Consider the following 18891-nt stretch of genomic DNA (forward strand, 5'->3'; position numbering starts at 1 on the left):
CGTTCCTCGCACGTCAACCGGGGTCCTGGCATGACGATCTCCTATCAGCCACCACTACTTGCAACAACCGATTGAGACCAAGCCACTTTCGTCAGGTCTAACCTGCCGAAAGCGACTTTCGGGGCATCACATCTGACGAAAGTGGCTTTCGGGCTTTAGCTGGGGTGGATCGGCCAGTGGTGGGGGCTGTCGGGTGAGTCGAGCCAGAAGTCTTGGGAGGTGGGGGTGATGGTGAGGCCGAAGCGGGAGCGGCGGGGTTCGCCGAGGTCGGTCCAGGCGTCGTAGGCGGCGAGGACCTCGTCCCAGAGGCGGCGCGGGCCGCCCTGTTCGACGGAGTCGCCGTGGTGGCGGGCCCAGGAGCCGTCCGGGTGCAGCAGGAAGTCCGCGTACGGCAGCACGCCCGGCAGCTCGAGCCCGGCGAAGAACTCGAACGGACTCGAAGGCCGTGTCACCGCCCGGAGCTGCAGCGAGGTCGACGAGAAGACGCCGGGGCCGTCGATGGCGTCCAGCAGCAGCGACGGCCGGGCGCCGCGGTGCGCGCGCAGTGGCATGAACCGGCCGTCGCGGGCGAGCACCCTGCCTTCGCCCGTCGCGCCGGGGCCCGCGACGATGCGGACGAGACCGGCGCCCAGCGGCCGGTGCAGTGTCGTCACGATCAGGCCGCCGGGCACCGTCTGCTCCAGCCACGCGGGCGGGATCGACGAGACCGCGCAGGTGCACAGCACCCGGTCGAACGGCGCGCGCGACGGAAACCCTTGCCGCCCATCGGCGACCGCGCACACCGGCTGGTAGCCCGCCGAAGTCAGGTGCGCCGCGGCTTCGTCGACCAGTCCCGCGTCAATGTCTATTGTGGACACAGCGGCCGAGCCGAGCAGATGGCACAGCAGCGCCGCGTTGTAGCCCGTGCCGGTGCCGATTTCGAGCACGCTATCCCCGTACGAGGTCCGCAGTGCCTCGAGCATGATCGCCATGATGCCGGGCATGCTGGACGAACAGGTCGGCACGCCGGGCACCGGCCCGGTCTCGCGGGCCTTGTGCCACAAGGAAGAGTCGTCGTCGAGCTGGGTGACGAGCACTTCGTCGGCGTAGCAGCGAGCCAGCCAGCCGTGGTCGCCCGCGTCCACCGCGTCCCAGGTTTCCCCTTGTGTCACAAAGAAACGGGGGAGGAAGAGGTGCCTGGGCACGGTGCGGAAGGCGGCCGTCCAGCGTGGGTCGGTGAGCGCGCCGTCCTCGCGGAGCCGCCGTACGAGCTTGCGCCTCAGTCTCGCGGCATCGGACATAAGCCCAGGTTACGGGGTGGCGCAAGACACAGTGGTTCTGCAAGCAGCCCGCTTGCAATAGCTAGCACTCGGGCGTAACGTCGTTCTTGTCGCGAGGAGATGAGGCGAAGATGGCGGAACAGAATGAGGCTCACGGGCCCATGGAGAAGGTCGCCGACATCGGTCGTGACATCGGTGAGTACATCAAGCAACAGCGCAGCAACGCCAAGATTTCGTTGCGGCAGCTGTCCAAACTCGCCGGCGTGTCCAACCCGTACTTGAGTCAGATCGAGCGCGGTGTACGCAAGCCCAGCGCCGAGATCTTGCAGCAGATCGCCAAGGGCCTGCGGATTTCAGCCGAAGCACTCTATGTGCAGGCCGGGATCTTGGATCTGCCCACCGGAGGCCCCGTCGGTGACGCGATCCGTGCCGCGGAAGAGCTTTCCGAGCGGCAGAAGCAGGTTCTGCTTGACATCTATGAGTCGTTCCGCCGTGAAAACGCAGCATCCAAAGACACCCACACGAGGAGTGAACAGCATGACCACCCCCAAGACTGAAGACGTTCGCAAGGCCGTCAACACCGCCGTCGACCAGTTCCGCACCTCGCTGCTGGCCGCGCTCGGCGCCGGTAACCTCGCGAGCAAGGCCGTCGTCGACGCCGTCGGCAAGGCCAAGGAGAAGGCCGCCGAGAACCGCGAGACCGTCAAGAAGAACATCGAAGAGCTGCCGACCGAGGTCCAGCAGCTGCGCGAGAAGGTCAGCCCGGCCGAGCTCCGCAAGGTCATCGACGAGTACACCGAGGCCGCGCTGAAGCTGTACAACAAGCTGGCCGAGTCTGGCGAGCAGGCGTGGGACAAGCTCGTCGAGCAGCCCCAGGTCAAGAAGGCCATCGAGCAGCTCGAGGAGGCCCTTCAGACCGCGCAGGGCCGTGTCGAGGACGTCACCTCCGAGGCCCGTGAGCGCGTCGAGGACGTCATCGCCAAGGTGACCGGCCGTACCCGCGAGGAGAAGACCGTCGAGGCGGCCCCGGCCACCGAGACCAAGACCGAAGAGGCCGCCACCACCGGCCCGGCGAAGTCGACCGCGAAGACCGCACCGCGTTCGGCCAGCACCACCCGCCGCACCACCACCCCCGCGACCGCCGCCAAGAAGCCGGCCGCCGCGAAGGACGAGAAGTAGATCTCACCCGAAAAGCCCCGGTGCCTACCCAGGCGCCGGGGCTTTTCGCATCCCCAGGGGTCGTGAGTGGTACGGCCGGTTCTAACCGGCCGTACCACTCACGACCCCTGAGCTGGGACATGGCGGCCGGGGCTCGGTCGGTTTCGGCGGAATCACGTAGTCTGAACTCGTGCTAGTCGCCTTTTGGATCGTGGACATCATCCGGTGGGCCGGTGCGCTCGCCGGTCTTTTCGCGTTCGTGCACGCCCTGTCTCAGCGGGCGGACGCGTATTCCGCGGCCGATCGCAAGACGAAGCCGGTCTGGATGGGGATCACCGGCGCCGGGCTGGCCGCGATGGTGCTGTTCCGGTTCTTCGGCCCCGGCATGATGTTCTGGCTGGCCGGCCTGGTCGCGGTGCTCGTCTACCTGGTGGACGTCCGGCCGAAGCTGATCGAGGTGCAGCGCGGCGGTCGTAACTGGTGACCACCTGGACCATCGCGGGCACGCTGACCGTCGAGCCCGCCTCGAAGCACCCCGAACTGCTGGCCGACCCGGTCGCGAAGGCGCTCGCCGCGCTCCCGGACCCCGACGCGCTCGGCGTCGCGGAGATCGACCCCGAGCTGGCCGACACCGCCGCGTTCTGCGAGGCGTACTCGACGCCGCTGTCCGCGTCGGCGAACTGTGTCGTCATCGCGGGCAAGCGCGCCGGTGAGGTGCGCTTCGCGGCCGCCTTGGTGCTGGCGACCACCCGCGCCGACGTCAACGGCGTGATCAAACGCCGTCTCGACGTGCGCAAGGCCTCGTTCGCGCCGATGGCCGAGGCCGTCGAGCTCACCGGGATGGCCTACGGCGGCATCACGCCGGTCGGGCTGCCCGAAGCCTGGCCGATCCTGATCGACAAGGCCGTCGCCGAGGCGCCCGAGCTGGTCATCGGCAGCGGGATCCGCGGCAGCAAGCTGCTGGTGCCCGGCCACGTGCTGGCCGCGCTGCCCGGCGCCGAGGTCATCGAGGGCCTGGCTTTGTGACACGGGTCTGGCTGCGCTACCTCTCCGGCGCCGACATCGACACGCTCGGCGTGACCGGCGCCGACATCGTCGACGCGGTCGAGGACGTGCTCGCCGACCACGGCAACGACCGGGTCGTTTTCGAGCCGCGCACCCACCTCGTGCCGGACAACGGCGGCAAGGGCCACTTCAACATCCTGCGCGGGCACCTGTCGGAGAAGCAGGTCAGCGGGGTCAAGGTGGTCGGCGACTTCGTCACCAACTTCGAGCGCGGGCTGCCCAGTGAAATGGCGCTGATCCTGCTGTTCGACCCCGAGACGGGCATGCCGCGCGCGATCGTCGACGGCACGATGATCACCGACGCGCGAACCGGTGCGATGACCGCCGTCGGCGCGAAGCATTTGGCGCGCCCGGATTCCCGGGTGCTGGGGCACATCGGCGCCAGGGGCACGGCCTGGTGGAACGTGGTGCTGCTCGACTCGATCTTCGACTTCGACGAGATCAGGGTGACCAGCAAGCGGCCGGAGTCGCGTGAGGCGTTCGGCGCGAAGCTGGCCGAGCAGCTCGGCAAGCCCGTGCGGGTCTGCGCGACCGCCGAGGAAACGCTCGACGGCGCGGACATCATGGTCGAGGCCTCTCGTCTGATCGAGCCGGAACCGTTGGTGCGCAAGGAATTCCTGCGGCCCGGCACGTTCCTGGTGCCCTACGGCACGATCAGCGCGCTGGAGCTGGACCTGCTCGACGCCGTGGACAAGGTCGTCGTCGACAACTGGCGGGAGTCGCAGTCCGGCAACCCCCGGTTCGGCGCGCTGCGGCCGCAGCTCAACGCCGGTTTGCTCACCGAAGACCGGGTGCACGCCGAGATCGGTGACATCGTCGCGGGTCACCGGCCCGGCCGCGAGCACGACACCGAGCGGATCCTGTTCTGGCATCGTGGACTGTCCACAACGGACTTGGCGGTGGCGCACATGATCCTCGCGCGTGCCGAGGCCGCCGACGCCGGAATCATGCTGCCGTACCGATGAACCCGGAAGCGATTCTGGCGATCGCCGACGGCGCACCGCTCACGCTCGGGGACCTCAGCGAGGTCAAGGCCAATCGCGAGCGCGTGCTCAAGGCGTTGGACGGCGACCGGCCCGTCTACGGCGTCAACACCGGCATGGGACGCCTCGCCGGAGTACCGCTGACCGTCGAGCAACAGGCCGTCCACCAGCGGAACCTGCTACTCGGCCGCGCCGTCGGCGGCCCGCCGTGGCTCCCGGAACGCGACGTCCGCGCGCTGCTCGCCGTGCGGGTGCACGACCTGCTCGCGCCGTCAGCCGGGGTCAGCGCGGAGCTGATCCAAGCGCTCGCCGACCACCTCAACAACGGCTACCTACCGAACGTGCCGCGCTTCGGGCTCGGCAGCGCCGGGGAGATCATCCCGCTCGCGCACGCCTTCGCCGAGCTGGACTTCGAGCTGGGACCGAAGGAAGGCATCAGCCTCCTGCAGGGCTCGCCGCTGGCCGTCACGCACGCGATCCTGCGCGGCGACGAAGCGAGCCGGATCGTCGGCCTGCAGCTCACGGCCGCCGCGGTCGCCGTCGACGTGCTCGGCGCGCCGCGCGGCATCTACGCACCCGAGCTGGCCGGTGCCGACGAGTTCCTGCGCGAACGCCAGGCCGAGCTGACGGCGTTGACCGACGGCGGCGAGGTGCGAGACCTGGTGCAGGCGCCCATTTCCGTCCGCGTCGGCCCGCGCGCGCTCGCGCACGCCGACCGCGTGCTCGACGATCTCCGCCAGGCCGTGCTGCTGGACCGGCCGACCGACTCGCCCGCGTTCCTCGACGGCGAGTTCGTCTCGACGACCGGTTTCCATGCGGTCGACCTCGGACTGCGGATGGACGCGGTCACGGCCGCGCTCGTGCATCTCGGCGAGATCAGCGTCCAGCGCATGCACCGCCTGCTCGACCCGGCGTTCAGCGGGCTCACTCCCCAGCTGGCGGTGGATCCCGGTCCGCAGGCCGGGCTCACGCCGCTGCACAAACGCGCCGTCGGCGAACTGCACGCGCTACGCAGGCTGGCCACTCCGGCGACCTTGGGCTCGATTGACACTTCCGCAGGTCAAGAGGATGTGCAAGCGTTTGCGTGGGCGGCCGGCGAGCAGCTGCGCGCGGCCGTCGAGCACCTGGTGACGATCACGGCCTGCGAGTTCATCGCTGGCTCACAGGCGTACTACCTGCGCGGCCACGGCGCGCCAGGTCTGCGCGAGCACTACGCCTGGGTCGCGGAGATCGTGCCGCCGGTCAGCGAGGATCGGCCGCTGGGTGTGGACGTCTCACGACTGAGCATGCGGATTGCGCGGCAGTGACAGGCCGCGCGGCACGAGCCACCGGGTGATGAGTGAGAACGCGCCTTCGCAGAGCAGCGCGAGGATGACCACCGCGATACCGCCCGCGAGGATCTCGCCGCGCCCGGAGGCGCCGAGCGCGAAACCGTCCACAATGTACCGGCCGAGCCCGCCGCCGTCGTTGACGATCGCGCCGATCGCCACCGTGGCGACCACCTGCAGGAACGCCACGCGCGCGCCCGCGAGGATCACCGGCGACGCCAGCGGGAGCTCGACGCGCAGCATCAGCTGCCACTCACGGAAACCCGTGCCGCGCGCGGCGTCGACCGTTTCCGGCTCGACCTGGACCACGCCCGCGTAGGTGTTGCTGAACAGCGGCGGCAGCGCCAGCACTAGCAGCGCCACCAGCAGGGGCAGGACGCTCGTGTCGATGTCGAACCGGCTCGCCAGGAACCAGAACAGCACCACCAGGCCGAAACTCGGGATCGCGCGGCCGATGTTGACCGCGGTGGCCGCGAGGAACGCGCCGCGCCGGTAGTGCGCCAGGAAGAGCGCGGCCGGGATCGCCAGCAGCGCGGCCAAAAGCAGCGACAGCACGGACAGTTCCAGGTGCTCGACCGTGCGGTACGGAATGCCCGCTTTGTCGGTCCAGCTCCACCGATTGGGCTCGCCGAGCCATTTCACGGTCTCGTCGATGATGTTCATCGGGTGTTCGCCTTCCTGGCCCACGGCGCGAGTGCGCGTTCGCTCAGCCACAGCAGCAGGTCGACACCGACCGCGAGCAGGATGGACAGCCCGATGCCGACGATGATCGGCGTCGGGTTCGGCGTGGTCGTCTGGATACCGGCGCGGATGAAGAAGCCGAGTCCGCCCTTGCCGAGCATCGACGTGACCGTCACCAGGCCGATCGTGGTGACCGCCGCGACGCGCAGCCCGGCGATGATCACCGGCAGCGCGAGCGGGAACTCGACCTGCCAGAGCAGTCTCGATCGGGTGAAACCCATGCCCAGCGCGGCTTCGCGGACCTCGTTGGGCACCCGATCGATGCCGGTGACGATGTTGCGCAACAGGATCAGCAGCGTGTACGTCACGAGCGGGATCACCGCGGTGGTGAAGGTGAAGCCGAAGAACGGCACCAGCACGGCGAACGCGCCGAGGCTGGGGATGACGTACAGCGAGCCTGCCGCGCCGAGCGCGAACGCGTAGAACCAGCGGTAGCGCAGCGAGATCACCGCCAGGCCGATCGAGATCAGCAGCCCGATACCGAGCGCGGCCGCCGTGAGCGTGACGTGCTCGGTGAACCGCTGCAGGATGGCGTCGGCGTTGCGGTCGACCCACCGCCATTCGAAGATCGGCCGCTCGCCACTCTGGGCCACGAAGAACTCGTGCACCGGCCGACCTTACCCCGTTCGAGTTCGGTGATTCCGCTTATTGAGACAAGTACGCCTATTGGTCTCATTATGTGGATTCTGTCGCTACGCAGGGCTAATGTCCGGGGGCCTCTAACAAGTCTAGGAGAATCACGTGCGCTGGACACGAACGGTCAAGGTCGCTGCGGTGTTCGCCGCGGTGGTACTCGGAGTGACGGCCTGCGGCGGCGGTGACGACAAGCCCGCCCCCGCGGCGCAGAGCAAGGGCGGCGCCCCCATCGTGGTGGCGTCGTTCAACTTCACCGACAGCCAGATCCTCGCCGAGCTGTACGCGAACGCGCTGGAGTCGAAGGGCTACCCGGTGGAGCGCAAGCTCAACCTCGGCTCGCGCGAGCTGATCTACCCCGAGCTCAAGAAGGGCTCGCTGCAGTTCATCCCGGAGTACCAGGGCGCGGCGATCCAGACCGGTTTCGCCGGTGTGCCGGAGAAGACCCCGGAAGCCGAGCACGAGCAGCTCAAGAAGCTGCTTGAGCCGTCAGGCGTGGGACTGCTCAACTTCGCGCCCGCGCAGAACAAGAACGCCTTCATCGTCAAGGCCGACCTGGCCAAGGAGAAGGGCCTCAAGACGCTCAGCGACCTTAAGAAGCTCGACAAGGTCGTCATGGGCGGTGGACCGGAGTGCGCCCAGCGCATCCCGTGCTTCAAGGGCCTGCAGGACGTCTACAAGCTGACCAACGCGACCTTCCAGGCCGTGCAGGAAGCAGGCCCGCGCGTCGAGGGGCTCAAGTCCGGCTCGATCACCGTGATCACGGTCGACTCGGTGAACCCGCTCGTCGGCGACCCCGCGTACGCCGAGCTGCAGGACGACCTGGGCATCGTGCCGACCGAGAACATCGTGCCCGCCGTGGCCAAGAAGGTCCTCGACGAGCGCGGCGCCGACTTCGCGACGGTCGTCAACGCGGTCAGCGCGAAGCTCACCACCGAGGAGCTGCGCACGCTGAACAAGCGCGTCGACTCGGACGGTGAGCAGGCCGCCGACGTCGCCAAGGACTGGCTCAAGTCCAAGGGCCTTTAAGGACTCGTGAGTGGTATGGCCGGTTCTAACCGGCCGTACCACTCACGACCTTTTTAAGGCCATCCGTGCGTAGGCGCGGACGTCGGCGTCGGAGTCGGCGCCCAAGCCGCCCAGCTGCGCGGCCACCTCCGGGAGCGCGGCGAACGGGGTCAGCGCTTGGACCGCCGCACGCCGGACGTTCGCGTGGTCGTCGGCGAGCGCAGCGAGCAAGGCGGGCGAAGGCGCGGAGAGCCCGCCGAGAGCGGCAGCGGCGGCGCGGCGGACCTGCCAAGACGAGTCGGTCGCGAGGAGCTCGGTCGCGAGCGAAGCGAGCGGCGGTGGCGTGCCGAGAGCAGCGGAAGCCGCGAGAGCGGCTGAGCGGACCAGCGGATCCTTGTCGCCCGCCAAAGCGAGGAGCGCGTCCTCCGAGCGCGGGTCGGCGATGGTCCCCAATCCCGTGGCGACGGCGACGCGAACCTCACGGGCCGGATCGTCGAGGACACCGGCGAGCGCGTCGGCCGCGTCGAGCGAGATCAGCCCGCGCACCGCCTCGATACGGACCGCGAGATCGCTGTCAGCCAAAGCGCCGGTGAACAGCTCCGCGTCGCCCAAGTGCAGTGCGCGAAGCAGATCCAACGTGGTCGCGCGGACGTCGTCGACCACCAGCGCGGACCGCAGTGTCGCACCCAGGTCCGGGGAGACCAGCACTTCGACCAGCTCGCGGAGGCCGTCGGCGGCGGCCGAGCGGACGCGCGCGTTCGGATCGTGCAGTGCGGCGGCGAGCGCGAGGTCGAAGCCGGATGGGACCGTCTCGGTGAGCACTGAGATGGCCGTCGCGCGGACCTCGGGGTCGGGATCGGCCAGGTATTCGCCCAGCTGAGCCACGTCGGGCTCGTCCTCGACCAGCGCGAGCACTTCGAGCACGCGCTCCGGGCGCGCGACCTCGGAGCCGGAAGCCGTCCGGTCGACCGCGAGTGAGCGTCCATTGTGGACCTCGAAGGTGCCCAGCAGCTCGGTCGTCGGGTCCGAAGGCGTGGTGAACTCGTCGACCGGCACCAGATAGGGCGCGACCGGGCGCTTGAGGAACTCCATCGCGCCGTCGGCGTTCTTGCGCAGGTTGAGGTGGGCCATCCACGAGACGTCGTCGCGGGCCGGGTGGTCGCTGCGGTCGTGGTACAGGCCCCACCTGCTTTCCTTGCGTACCAAGGAAGAGCGGGCGGCCATCTCCGCGCAGTCGCGGATGAACGTGACCTCCGCGCAACGCATCAGCTCGTGCGGCGTGCGCGCGCCCATGTCGGCCAGCTCGCCTTCCATGCGCGTGAACGTCTCCAGCGCGATTTCGAGCTTGGTGGCCGTTTTCGGGGGCGCCACGTAGTCGTTGACGAACCGCCGGAGCTTGTACTCGACCTGCGGCTGGGGCGGGCCGTCCGGGTTGCGCAGCGGGCGGTAGATCAGCTCGTGCGCGGCCGCGATCTGGTCCTCGGGCAGCGCTCCACGCGGCGCAAGGTGAGTGCTCGCGTGCGTGCCCGCGAGGTCGCCGAAGACGAACGCGCCGATCATGTAGTTGTGCGGCACACAGGCCAGATCACCCGCCGCGTACAAGCCGGGCACGGTCGTCGCGCCGTGCTCGTCGACCCAGACGCCGGACGCCGAATGGCCGCCGCACAGGCCGATCTCGGAGATGTGCATCTCGACGTCGTGGGTGCGGTAATCGTGCCCGCGTCCGGCGTGGAACGTGCCGCGGGTCGGGCGCTCGGTCGTGTGCAGGATGTTCTCCAGCGCCTCGAGTGTCTCTTCCGGCAGGTGCGTCAGCTTCAGGTAAATCGGCCCGCGCGCGGACGAGATCTCGCGCGCGACCTCGGCCATCATCTGGCCGGACCAGTAGTCGCAGTCGACGAAGCGGTCACCCTGGGCGTTGACCTGATAGCCGCCGAACGGGTTCGCCACGTACGCGCACGCCGGGCCGTTGTAGTCCTTGATCAGCGGGTTGATCTGGAAGCACTCGATGCCGGACAGCTCGGCGCCCGCGTGGTACGCCATCGAGTACCCATCACCCGCGTTGGTCGGATTCTCATACGTGCCATAGAGATAGCCGCTCGCGGGCAGGCCTAACCGTCCACAAGGGCCGGTCGCGAGGATCACCGCGGACGCCGACACCGTGACGAACTCGCCGGTTCGCGTGTTGAAGCCGACGGCGCCGACCGCGCGCCCGCCGGACGTCAGGACCCGCACCGGCATCACGCGATTCTCGATCTGGATCCGCTCACGCATGTGCTTCTGCCGCAGCACGCGGTAGAGCACCTTCTTGATGTCCTTGCCCTCCGGCATCGGCAGCACGTAACTGCCGGACCGGTGCACGCGGCGGACCGCGTACTCGCCGTACTCGTCCTTCTCGAACTTGACGCCGTACCCCTCCAGGCGGCGCACCATGTCGAAACCCCGGTGCGCTGTCTGGGAAATCGTGCGCTGGTCGACGATCCCGTCGTTGGCCCGCGTGATCTCGGCGACGTAGTCCTCCGGCGTCGCCTTGCCGGGGATGACCGCGTTGTTGACGCCGTCCATGCCCATCGCGAGCGCGCCGGAATGCCGGACGTGCGCTTTTTCCAGCAGCAGCACCGAAGCGCCGTGCTCGGCCGCGGTGATGGCGGCCATCGTGCCCGCGGTGCCGCCGCCGATCACCAGCACATCGGCGGTCAGCGTGACGCGGTCGGAAACCTCGGGTGCGATCACAGCGTCTCCAGGATTTCGGCTCGCTCGGCGGGCACCGAGCTGTCGGTGCGCGGCCGTGACGACGAGACGACCTTGGCGAGCCTGCCGTCGCGGCCCAGCACGGCGACCCGGTCGCCCAGGAACAAGGCCTCGTCGACGTCGTGCGTCACGAACACCACGGTCATCGGCTGCGCACGCCAGACGTCGACCAGCAGCCGCTGCATCGACGTGCGCGTCTGCGCGTCCAGCGCGCCGAACGGCTCGTCCGCGAGCACCACGCGTGGCGTGCCCGCGAGCGTCCTGGCCAGCTGGACGCGTTGCCGCATACCGCCGGACAGCTCGCGTGGCAGATGCCGTTCATACCCAGCGAGACCGACCTGACCGATCCACGAGGTCGCCACTTCGCGGCGTTCGCCCTTCGGCACCTTTCTGATCGACAACGGCAGTTCTACGTTGCGCTGCACCGAACGCCACGGCAGCAACCCGTCGTCCTGGAACACCAGCGCCCGCCCCGCGGCTGTGCCGGTGACCGGCTCGCCGTCGACCAGGATCCGCCCCGAGGTCGCGGGCAGCAGCCCGGCCACCGCGCGCAGCAGCGTCGACTTCCCGCAGCCGGACGGCCCGGTGACGCACAGGATCTCGCCGGTCCCGATCTCCAGGCTCAGCCCGCGGAGCACGGCCGAATTCCCGTACCCCACATGGAGATTCTCGATGCTGACGGTGCTCATGCGTTGTCCTCCCTTGGCAGCCAGCGGGTGGCGCGGCGGCCGAGCAGTTCCACGGCGGCCGAGGTCAGCCAGCCGAGCAGGCCGATGGTGAGCATGCCGACGATCACGCCGGGGTAGTCGACGACGGTGTAGGCCTGCCAGGTCCGATACCCGACGCCGAACTCGCCCGAGATCATCTCGGCGGAGATGACACAGATCCACGAGACGCCCATGCCGACCGAAAGCCCGCTGAACACCCCCGGCAGCGCGCCGGGCAGCACGACGTTCCACAGCACCCGCCAGCGCGAGCCGCCCATCGTGCGGATCGCGTCCTCCCAGACCACCGGCAGCGCGCGCACGGCATGCCGCGTGCTCACCACCACCGGGAAGAACGCGGCGATGAACGTGATGAACACGATGCCCTGCTCGTTGCTGGGGAACAGCAGGATCGCGATCGGCACCATGGCGATCGCCGGGATCGGCCGGACCACCTCCAGCAACGGCTGGACCACGTCCGCGGTGCCGCGTGAGCGGGCGATGGCCGTGCCGACCGCGATGCCGAGCACCGCGGCCAGCACGAACCCGGTGATGATCCGGCGCAGGCTGTCGACCAGGTCCTGGTAGTAGACGCCGGTGCCGAGCTGGTAGGCGAAGTCGCGCGCGACCTCGACCGGCGTCGGCAGGCGGTCGAAGTGCAGCCACAGGTCGGCGTCGAACGCCGTCAGCAGCTCCCAGAGCGCCAGCACGGCGACGATGCTCAACGCCCGCACGGCCAGCCTGCTGGTCCGCCTTCTCGGCGGTATCGCCTGGGGGACAAGGACTTCCACGGGTTCCAGCGTTTGGGTCATCGGGACTCCTCGACGGCCTGTGCGTAGCTGATGAGCGTCGACCCTGGATGGGCGGCGACGTAGGACTTGGCGGCCGACTCGGTGGTGAATGGCAGGTGACGGCCATCGCGCACCCAGTACGCCTTGTCGGCGAACCAGCGCGTCCCGGTGACGGCGTCCGGCACGTACGCGGCCCGGATCTGCTTGCCTCGGATGGCTTTGAGCAGGCAGTCCGGATTGGCGGACGGCTGCACGGACGCGCCCCGCACCCAGACCTCACCGGCCAGCCGCGGGTCGGTGACCGGGGTGCCGCACACCGGGTCCGTGCCGGTGATCGGCGCCGGATTGTCCAAAGAGGACGCGTTGTACGCCGGGCCGTAGACCTCGCGCAGGTAGCTGTCGTCGACGAAGGCGTCGAGGTCGAGCCGTTTGATGTTGCCGATCGACTTGAGGAACGGCGCGTCGGTGCGCAGCGCGTCGATCAGCGGTTGCTTGAGCGGCAGGTCGAAGGTGACCATTCCGCCAGGCCCGTTGTACAGGTACACGACCTCGGCAGGCAGCTTGGTCGCGGTGGCGACCTTCTCGGCCGCCTCCATCGGGTGCTGATGCAGATAGTCGGTCGCATCCCGTTGTGCCCTCAGGAATTCCGTGATCACTTCGCGGTGCGGATACGCCTCGCGCACGACGACGCCGTGCCAGGTCGGCAGCTTCAACGCCGACCCGTCGTAGAGCAGCCGCGCCTGGCCGCCGAACACGAGCTGACCAGGCCAGGCGACGAACTGGCCCAGCGCGTCGACCGCGCCCGACTGCAGCCCGGACGCGCCGACCGCGGGCGCCTGGTTCTGGATGTGCACGTCGCCGGTGCCGATCCCGGCGTCGCGCAGCGCGTGCACGGTGGTGCCGTGCCCCGCAGAGCCGACGCTCGCCGAGATCTTCTTGCCGCGCAGGTCCTTGAGTTCGTGCGCGGGGGAGTCCTTGGGCACCACGACCATGTTCAGCGCGCCCAGCAGGTTGTAGCCAGTCGCGGCGATGAGCTTGGTGCGGCCGTCGCCGAACTCCTGCGTGCGCGAGCCGTTGATGAGCATCGGATAGTCGCCCATCGAGCCGATGTCGATCTTCCCGGCGACCATCTGCGCGGTGATCGGCGCGCCGGTCGAGTAGTCCTGCCAGGTGACCTTGTACGTCTTCCCGTCGCGCTTGCCGAGTTCGGTGAGGCGCTTTTCCAGGTATCCCAAGGACCTCAGCAACGTGCCAGCGGTGACCGTGTTGATCGTCTTGGACTGGTACCCGATCACCAGGTTCACCACCGACGGCGACTCGGCGTTCGCCGTGCAGCCCGCCAGCAGTACTCCGCACAGGAGCGCTCGGAGTGTCTTCATCGCAGCAGGTAGGGCATGTTGATGGTGACCGCGCCGGTCGGGCAGCGCGCGGCGCAGGGCCCGCAGTACCAGCACTCGTCGACGTGCATGAACGCCTTGTCGGTCTCCGGGTCGATGGCCAGCGAGTCGAGCGGGCACATGTCGACGCACAGCCGGCAGCCGTCGATGCATTTCGACTCGTCGATCGTCACCGGGACGTCCGAGCGGTTTTCGACTAGTGCCACGGGTTTCTCCTTAAGATCGGTCGAGTCGGGCACGCATGGTCAGGCGGTCTCCGCGCAGGCGGATGTATTCGAGGTCGACGGGCCGTCCGCTCTCGAAATGCGTCAGCCGCTCCCAGCGCAGCAGCGCCGAACCGGTCGGCACGGCGAGCACGGCCGCGGTTTCGGCGTCCGCGTTGAGCGCTTCGATGTCGATGTCGGCGTACCCGAGCCGCTGGCCGGACGTCTCCTCGATCAGCGGGAAGATGTCGCGGCCGGTCAGGTCGCAGTCGAGCAGCGGGAGGCCGACGTCGAGCGGAAGGTAAGTCAGGTCAAGGGAAAGCGGCGTGCCGTTGAGCCTGCGCAAGCGTTCGATGTAGACGACTTCGTCGGCGCGCAGCCGCGCGGCGACCACCGTCGGCGCGGGCACGGGACCCGCCGTGCGCACCTCGTTGGTCACTTCGCCGTGCTCACGCAGGATTTCGGCGAGACCACCGAGTCGGTTGAGGCCATGGGGGACCTTGTGGCCGACCACGACCGTGCCGACCCCGGGCTGCCGCGTGATCAGGCCGTCCGCGCGCAGCAGGTCGAGCGCCTCTCGGACCGTGTTGCGCGTGGTGGCGAACTCGGCGCAGAGATCCTGCTCGCACGGCAACGGCTCGTCGGCGAGTATCTGGCGCCGCAGCAGGTCGGCGAGTTGCCGCGCGCTGTCCGATCGGGTGCGTTTCATGGCCGGTCTCCGTGGTGGGTGGGAGTCCAGCGAGGATCGTGGGCGCTTGTTAACGCCGGGTTACGCCACCTGTCAGCCATTTGATGATGCTCTGACCTGCGAAAATGGGCGTCAACAGCGGACTTTCGCCGCTCAGGATGTGAGATGTGCCTACCGGGCGTTCGAGGTGCGCCCGGCGGTGCCAGGGTGGACGCTGTCTGGCAGACCATTGAAAGGAACGTTCATGGGTAAGGTCACGGCCGTCGCCGAGCGGACGATCAACGCGCCGGTCGAGCGGGTGCGGGCGCTGGTGGCGGACTACGCCGAAGCGCGCCCCAAGATCCTCACCGAGCAGTACCTCGACTACACGGTCACCGAAGGCGGCCACGGCGCGGGCACCAAGGCGAGCTGGAAGCTGCAGGCCACGTCGAAGCGGGTGCGCTCGGTCGACGCGACGGTGACCGAGCCGTCGCCGGGCACGCTCGTCGAGACCGACGCGAACTCGTCGATGGTCACCACCTGGTCGGTGCGCGAGGCCGGTGAGAACAGCGTGGTCCGGATCGAGACCAGCTGGGACGGCGCTGGCGGCATCGGCGGCTTCTTCGAGAAGACGTTCGCGCCGGGTGGCCTGAAGCGGATTTACGACGGCGTCCTGGGGAAACTCGCCGAGATTGTGTAGCCCGTCACAAACGGAATGAGCGCCCCGGTTAACGCGTTGGGACCTTCCAGAGACACCTACTAAGACTGGAGTTCACCGGTGAACGCACCAACTCAGGCCACGGAAGTTCAGCTCGCTTCGCGTCCCCAGGGCGCTCCGACGCTGGAGAATTTCACCGTCGCGAACACGGCGATCCCGTCGCCGGGCGAGGGCCAGCTGCTGGTGCGCAACTCGGTGATCAGCGTCGACCCGTACATGCGCGGCCGGATGAGCGACCGCAAGTCCTACGCGACGCCGTACGAGCTCGGCCGTGCCATGCAGGGCGGCGCCGTCGGTGAGGTCGTCGAGTCCACTGTGGACGGCTTCAAGCCCGGTGACCACGTGCTGCACTTCGAAGGCTGGCGCACCCACGCGGTCATCGACGCGAAGACCGCGGTCAAGGTCGACGGCGCGGTCTCGCCGCTGTCCAACTACCTGGGCGTGCTGGGCATGACCGGGCTGACCGCCTACGCCGGTCTGTTCCGGGTCGCGGGCTTCAAGGCCGGTGACACCGTCTTCGTCTCCGGCGCGGCAGGCGCGGTCGGTTCCATCGTCGGCCAGCTCGCCAAGCTGAACGGCGCCAAGCGCGTCATCGGCTCGGCCGGTTCGGCGGAGAAGGTCAAGTGGCTGGTCGAGGAGCTCGGCTTCGACGCCGCGTTCAACTACAAGGACGGGCCGGTCGCCGAGCAGCTGCGCGAGGCGGCTCCCGAGGGCATCGACGTCTACTTCGACAACGTCGGCGGCGAGCACCTCGAGGCCGCGATCGACTCGATGAACCTGAACGGCCGGATCGCCGTCTGCGGCATGATCTCGCAGTACAACGCCACCGAGCCGACCCCGGCGCCGCGCAACCTCGCCACGATCATCGCCAAGCGGTTCACCATGACCGGTTTCCTGGTCGGCGACCACTACGACCTGCAGGCGAAGTTCGTCGCCGAGGTCGCGCCGCTGGTCGCCAGTGGCGAGCTCAAGCACTCGGAAACGTTCGTCGACGGCATTGAGAACGCCCCGCAGGCGTTCATCGACATGCTCGAAGGTGCCAACACCGGCAAGATGCTCGTGAGGGTTTAAGGGCTCGTGCGCGTTGCGGGCGGTTCTAACCGCCCGCAACGCGCACGACTCAGTACTGGTGCGCGATCGAGCGGGCGGTCAGGTCGGCGTCGATCGCCTCCGCGTCCGCCGCGATGTTCAGCTGGTCCTTGAAGATCCGGCCCGCGCTGGGCAGCGACTTGCGGTCGGGCCACGTCTCCGGCTTCCAGAGGCTGGAGCGCAGGAAAGCCTTGGCGCAGTGCAGGTACAGCTCGTCGACCGTCACGACGATCGCGAGCTGAGGGCGCTTGTCCTTGACGATCAGGTCGTCGAAGAACGGGCCGTCCGAGACCAGCTGGGCGCTGCCGTTGACGCGCAGGGTCTCGTTCATCCCCGGCACCAGGAACAGCAGGCCGACGTGCGGGTTGTCGATGATGTTGCGGAAGTTGTCGACCCGGTGGTTGCCCGGCCGGTCCGCGATCACCAGCGTCTTCTCGTCCAGCACGAGCACCGACCCGGCGGGGTCGCCACGCGGTGAGACGTCGCAGGTCCCGTCCGGGGCCGAGGTGGCCAGCAGCACGAACGGTGAATTCTCGATCAGCGTCCGCGCGTGTGGGTCGATGCGGCCGATGTCCTTGCGAATCGCACCCTCGCCGACTTCGCCGATGATGCCGGTCAGAGCTTCGTGTGTGTCAACAACGGTCACAGTCCCCATACCGCTCACGGTACCTAGAAAACGACGGTCCGATTCCCGTGAACTAGGACACGTGACTCGAGGTGCCAGCGCAAACCCCTGGCCAGGGTCACTTTTTCGATGTCCCTGCCCTTTCGGACCATATCCGCGATCGAGTCGCCGTGGTCCACACGGATGACGTCCTGCTCGATGATCGGGCCCGCGTCGAGGTCGGCGGTGACGTAGTGGCAGGTCGCGCCGACCAGCTTCACGCCGCGCGCGTACGCCTGGTGATACGGCCGCGCGCCGATGAACGACGGCAGGAAGCTGTGGTGGATGTTGAGCACCCGCCCGCTCCAATCCGCGCACAGGTCGGCGGGCAGGATCTGCATGAACCGCGCCAGCACGACCGCGTGCGGGTCGTGCTCGGCCACCAGCTTGCGCACCTCGTCGAAGGCTTCGGCCTTGCGCTCGGCGAACGCGACGTGGTGGAACGGGATGCCGTGCGCCCGCGTGATGTCGCCCAGGTCGGGGTGGTTGGCGATCACCGCGCTGATCTCGACGTCCAGCTCACCCGCGGCGACCCGGCCCAGCAGGTCGTAGAGGCAGTGGCCCTCCTTGGACACCAGGATGACCACCCGCTTGCGCTCGCCGGTGTCGCTCACCTGCCAGTTCGACTCGGCGGACAGCGACTCCGCGACCACGCCGAACTTCTCACGCAGCACGTCGACCTCGAACGGCAGCGAGTCCGCGCGGACGACCTGGCGGGTGAAGAACCAGCCGGTGTCCGGGTCGGTGTGATAGGCCGCTTCGACGATCCATCCGCCGTGCTCGGCCAGGAACCCGGAGATCCGGGCGATGATGCCGGTCCGGTCGGGGCAGCCGAAGGTGATGACGTAGCGACGTTCAGGGGCAGACACGTCCCTCATCATTCCTCGTGCAGCTCAGAGCCGGTCGGCGGGCCAGCCTCCGCCCCGATTCGATGGCCGCCACGAGCGCCAGCCCCAGCCCGAACGACAGCAGCAACCCCTTAGCGGGCTCATCCGCGAAGGCCGCCCCGCCGGCCAGCCCGATCAGCACGCTGTAGACCGCCCAGAGCCCGGCGCCGAGCGCGTCCTTCACGACGAACTCGCGGAACGGATAGCCGAGACTCCCGGTCGCCAGCGCGCTCGCGACCCGTCCACCCGGCAGATACCGGGCGGCGATGATGAGCATGGTGGCGTGCCGGTCCACTTTGGCCTTGGCCCACTCGTAGCGCTGCCGTCCGCTCGGTCCCCGCTGGAGCCTGGCGATCGCCTTCGGACCGGCCTGCCGCCCGACCGTGTAGCCGAGGCAGTCACCCGCCCAGGCCCCGACGGTCGCGGTGATGGCCAGCGCGAGCAGCTTCCCCGGATCCGGCCCGAACAGCACGGCCACGGTGACCACGGTCGTCTCACTCGGCATGAACGGCAGCAGCGCGTCGAGCCCGGCGACCGCGAACACGATCACCCACAGCCACGGCGACCCCACGGTGTCCCGCAACACCCCCGTGACCTGCTCCAACACCTCCACCCCGCAAGCCTGATCACCCAAAGCCACCCCGAGGTAACGCTACGGGGCGCCCCAGGTAAAGCCCACGTGAGCTTTCCCCGAAAGTGGCTTTCGTCAGGTCCTAAACCCCGAAAGTGACTTTCGTCAGGTCTCATCTGACAAAAGTGGGGTGGTTTCAACTGGTTGTTGCAAGTAGTGCTTTGTCTAGTGCTTGTGCTGGTGTGAGCAGGCCGAGTGTAGGGCGTGGTCGGGTGTT

21 protein-coding genes are annotated in these 18891 nt (G+C 68.5%); 9 read left to right on the forward strand and 12 right to left on the reverse strand.

Annotated elements, in window-relative coordinates:
- Nucleotides 1–155: 155 nt before the first annotated feature.
- On the reverse strand, nt 156–1280 hold the full coding sequence (locus BLV57_RS42575; RefSeq protein WP_091300472.1) for a methyltransferase domain-containing protein: 1125 nt from the start codon (nt 1278–1280) through the stop codon (nt 156–158).
- A 140-nt stretch (nt 1281–1420) separates the two neighbouring features.
- Between BLV57_RS42575 and BLV57_RS42580 the strand changes: the two genes are divergently transcribed.
- From BLV57_RS42580 to BLV57_RS42605, 6 genes are all read left to right on the forward strand, one after another.
- On the forward strand, nt 1421–1816 hold the full coding sequence (locus BLV57_RS42580; protein WP_091300475.1) for a helix-turn-helix domain-containing protein: 396 nt from the start codon (nt 1421–1423) through the stop codon (nt 1814–1816).
- A complete protein-coding gene (locus tag BLV57_RS42585; RefSeq protein ID WP_091300478.1) occupies nt 1797–2438 on the forward strand; it encodes a PspC-like choline-binding domain-containing protein in 642 nt (213 codons plus the stop codon). Before BLV57_RS42580 ends, BLV57_RS42585 begins: the two co-directional genes overlap by 20 nt.
- 169 nt (nt 2439–2607) lie before the next feature.
- Nucleotides 2608–2901: a DUF2516 family protein gene (locus tag BLV57_RS42590; RefSeq protein WP_091300481.1), complete on the forward strand. Its 294-nt coding sequence runs from the start codon at nt 2608–2610 to the stop codon at nt 2899–2901.
- Nucleotides 2898–3443 carry a YbaK/EbsC family protein gene (locus BLV57_RS42595; RefSeq protein WP_091300484.1) on the forward strand — a complete coding sequence of 182 codons (546 nt, stop codon included), beginning with the start codon at nt 2898–2900 and terminating at the stop codon, nt 3441–3443. The genes BLV57_RS42590 and BLV57_RS42595 overlap by 4 nt, the downstream gene beginning before the upstream one ends.
- Complete coding sequence (locus BLV57_RS42600) at nt 3440–4447, forward strand: ornithine cyclodeaminase family protein (RefSeq protein WP_091300488.1); 1008 nt, start codon at nt 3440–3442, stop codon at nt 4445–4447. The genes BLV57_RS42595 and BLV57_RS42600 overlap by 4 nt, the downstream gene beginning before the upstream one ends.
- Nucleotides 4444–5772: an aromatic amino acid lyase gene (locus BLV57_RS42605; RefSeq protein WP_091300492.1), complete on the forward strand. Its 1329-nt coding sequence runs from the start codon at nt 4444–4446 to the stop codon at nt 5770–5772. Before BLV57_RS42600 ends, BLV57_RS42605 begins: the two co-directional genes overlap by 4 nt.
- Here the strand turns inward: BLV57_RS42605 and BLV57_RS42610 are convergent.
- Together BLV57_RS42610 and BLV57_RS42615 are read right to left on the reverse strand one after the other, a co-directional pair.
- Nucleotides 5740–6456: an ABC transporter permease gene (locus tag BLV57_RS42610; RefSeq protein WP_091300495.1), complete on the reverse strand. Its 717-nt coding sequence runs from the start codon at nt 6454–6456 to the stop codon at nt 5740–5742. The two genes, BLV57_RS42605 and BLV57_RS42610, sit on opposite strands and share 33 nt — an antisense overlap.
- Nucleotides 6453–7142: an ABC transporter permease gene (locus BLV57_RS42615; protein ID WP_091300498.1), complete on the reverse strand. Its 690-nt coding sequence runs from the start codon at nt 7140–7142 to the stop codon at nt 6453–6455. The genes BLV57_RS42610 and BLV57_RS42615 overlap by 4 nt, the downstream gene beginning before the upstream one ends.
- A 133-nt stretch (nt 7143–7275) precedes the next feature.
- Between BLV57_RS42615 and BLV57_RS42620 the strand changes: the two genes are divergently transcribed.
- Nucleotides 7276–8196, forward strand: a complete 921-nt coding sequence (locus tag BLV57_RS42620; RefSeq protein WP_091300501.1) for an ABC transporter substrate-binding protein — start codon at nt 7276–7278, stop codon at nt 8194–8196.
- Between the two features lie 42 nt (nt 8197–8238).
- Here the strand turns inward: BLV57_RS42620 and BLV57_RS42625 are convergent, their stop codons facing one another.
- The 6 genes from BLV57_RS42625 to BLV57_RS42650 are packed head-to-tail and all read right to left on the reverse strand — an operon-like array spanning nt 8239 to nt 14727.
- On the reverse strand, nt 8239–10905 hold the full coding sequence (locus tag BLV57_RS42625) for a fumarate reductase/succinate dehydrogenase flavoprotein subunit (RefSeq protein ID WP_091300504.1): 2667 nt from the start codon (nt 10903–10905) through the stop codon (nt 8239–8241).
- The gene (locus BLV57_RS42630) at nt 10902–11612 is read right to left on the reverse strand and encodes an ABC transporter ATP-binding protein (RefSeq protein WP_091300507.1); all 711 of its coding nucleotides are present in this window, start codon (nt 11610–11612) and stop codon (nt 10902–10904) included. Before BLV57_RS42630 ends, BLV57_RS42625 begins: the two co-directional genes overlap by 4 nt.
- The gene (locus tag BLV57_RS42635) at nt 11609–12439 is read right to left on the reverse strand and encodes an ABC transporter permease (RefSeq protein WP_091300510.1); all 831 of its coding nucleotides are present in this window, start codon (nt 12437–12439) and stop codon (nt 11609–11611) included. Before BLV57_RS42635 ends, BLV57_RS42630 begins: the two co-directional genes overlap by 4 nt.
- Nucleotides 12436–13797 (reverse strand): ABC transporter substrate-binding protein, encoded by a 1362-nt coding sequence (locus BLV57_RS42640; protein ID WP_091300513.1) that lies wholly within the window; start codon nt 13795–13797, stop codon nt 12436–12438. The genes BLV57_RS42635 and BLV57_RS42640 overlap by 4 nt, the downstream gene beginning before the upstream one ends.
- Nucleotides 13794–14021, reverse strand: coding sequence for a 4Fe-4S dicluster domain-containing protein (locus BLV57_RS42645; protein WP_091300515.1), 228 nt, complete (start codon nt 14019–14021; stop codon nt 13794–13796). Before BLV57_RS42645 ends, BLV57_RS42640 begins: the two co-directional genes overlap by 4 nt.
- Nucleotides 14022–14031: 10 nt before the next feature.
- Nucleotides 14032–14727: a GntR family transcriptional regulator gene (locus BLV57_RS42650; protein ID WP_091300518.1), complete on the reverse strand. Its 696-nt coding sequence runs from the start codon at nt 14725–14727 to the stop codon at nt 14032–14034.
- A gap of 223 nt (nt 14728–14950) precedes the next feature.
- Here BLV57_RS42650 and BLV57_RS42655 point away from each other — a divergent pair, with 223 nt between their 5' ends.
- Nucleotides 14951–15385 (forward strand): SRPBCC family protein, encoded by a 435-nt coding sequence (locus BLV57_RS42655; RefSeq protein WP_091300520.1) that lies wholly within the window; start codon nt 14951–14953, stop codon nt 15383–15385.
- Nucleotides 15386–15463: 78 nt separating this feature from the next.
- Nucleotides 15464–16474, forward strand: a complete 1011-nt coding sequence (locus BLV57_RS42660) for an NADP-dependent oxidoreductase (protein ID WP_091300522.1) — start codon at nt 15464–15466, stop codon at nt 16472–16474.
- Between the two features lie 49 nt (nt 16475–16523).
- On the opposite strand, the gene BLV57_RS42665 is transcribed toward BLV57_RS42660, so the two are convergent.
- From BLV57_RS42665 to BLV57_RS42675, 3 genes are read right to left on the reverse strand one after another with little or no spacing between them, the layout of a single operon-like run.
- The gene (locus tag BLV57_RS42665; RefSeq protein WP_091300524.1) at nt 16524–17147 is read right to left on the reverse strand and encodes a pyridoxamine 5'-phosphate oxidase family protein; all 624 of its coding nucleotides are present in this window, start codon (nt 17145–17147) and stop codon (nt 16524–16526) included.
- 14 nt (nt 17148–17161) lie between these two features.
- On the reverse strand, nt 17162–18034 hold the full coding sequence (purU, locus tag BLV57_RS42670) for a formyltetrahydrofolate deformylase (protein ID WP_176969073.1): 873 nt from the start codon (nt 18032–18034) through the stop codon (nt 17162–17164).
- A complete protein-coding gene (locus BLV57_RS42675) occupies nt 18012–18656 on the reverse strand; it encodes a DedA family protein (RefSeq protein WP_091300528.1) in 645 nt (214 codons plus the stop codon). Before BLV57_RS42675 ends, purU begins: the two co-directional genes overlap by 23 nt.
- Between the last annotated feature and the right edge of the window lie 235 nt (nt 18657–18891).

Origin of the sequence: Amycolatopsis xylanica, from assembly GCF_900107045.1 — a bacterium.
Lineage (GTDB): Bacteria > Actinomycetota > Actinomycetes > Mycobacteriales > Pseudonocardiaceae > Amycolatopsis > Amycolatopsis xylanica.

Coding starts and splice junctions, on each gene's coding strand:
- BLV57_RS42575 (WP_091300472.1), bottom strand. CDS start 1,280: ATGTCCGATGCCGCGAGACTGAGGCGCAAGCTCGTACGGCGGCTCCGC.
- BLV57_RS42580 (WP_091300475.1), top strand. CDS start 1,421: ATGGAGAAGGTCGCCGACATCGGTCGTGACATCGGTGAGTACATCAAG.
- BLV57_RS42585 (WP_091300478.1), top strand. CDS start 1,797: ATGACCACCCCCAAGACTGAAGACGTTCGCAAGGCCGTCAACACCGCC.
- BLV57_RS42605 (WP_091300492.1), top strand. CDS start 4,444: ATGAACCCGGAAGCGATTCTGGCGATCGCCGACGGCGCACCGCTCACG.
- BLV57_RS42610 (WP_091300495.1), bottom strand. CDS start 6,456: ATGAACATCATCGACGAGACCGTGAAATGGCTCGGCGAGCCCAATCGG.
- BLV57_RS42630 (WP_091300507.1), bottom strand. CDS start 11,612: ATGAGCACCGTCAGCATCGAGAATCTCCATGTGGGGTACGGGAATTCG.
- BLV57_RS42635 (WP_091300510.1), bottom strand. CDS start 12,439: ATGACCCAAACGCTGGAACCCGTGGAAGTCCTTGTCCCCCAGGCGATA.
- BLV57_RS42640 (WP_091300513.1), bottom strand. CDS start 13,797: ATGAAGACACTCCGAGCGCTCCTGTGCGGAGTACTGCTGGCGGGCTGC.
- BLV57_RS42650 (WP_091300518.1), bottom strand. CDS start 14,727: ATGAAACGCACCCGATCGGACAGCGCGCGGCAACTCGCCGACCTGCTG.
- BLV57_RS42655 (WP_091300520.1), top strand. CDS start 14,951: ATGGGTAAGGTCACGGCCGTCGCCGAGCGGACGATCAACGCGCCGGTC.
- BLV57_RS42665 (WP_091300524.1), bottom strand. CDS start 17,147: ATGGGGACTGTGACCGTTGTTGACACACACGAAGCTCTGACCGGCATC.
- purU (WP_176969073.1), bottom strand. CDS start 18,034: ATGAGGGACGTGTCTGCCCCTGAACGTCGCTACGTCATCACCTTCGGC.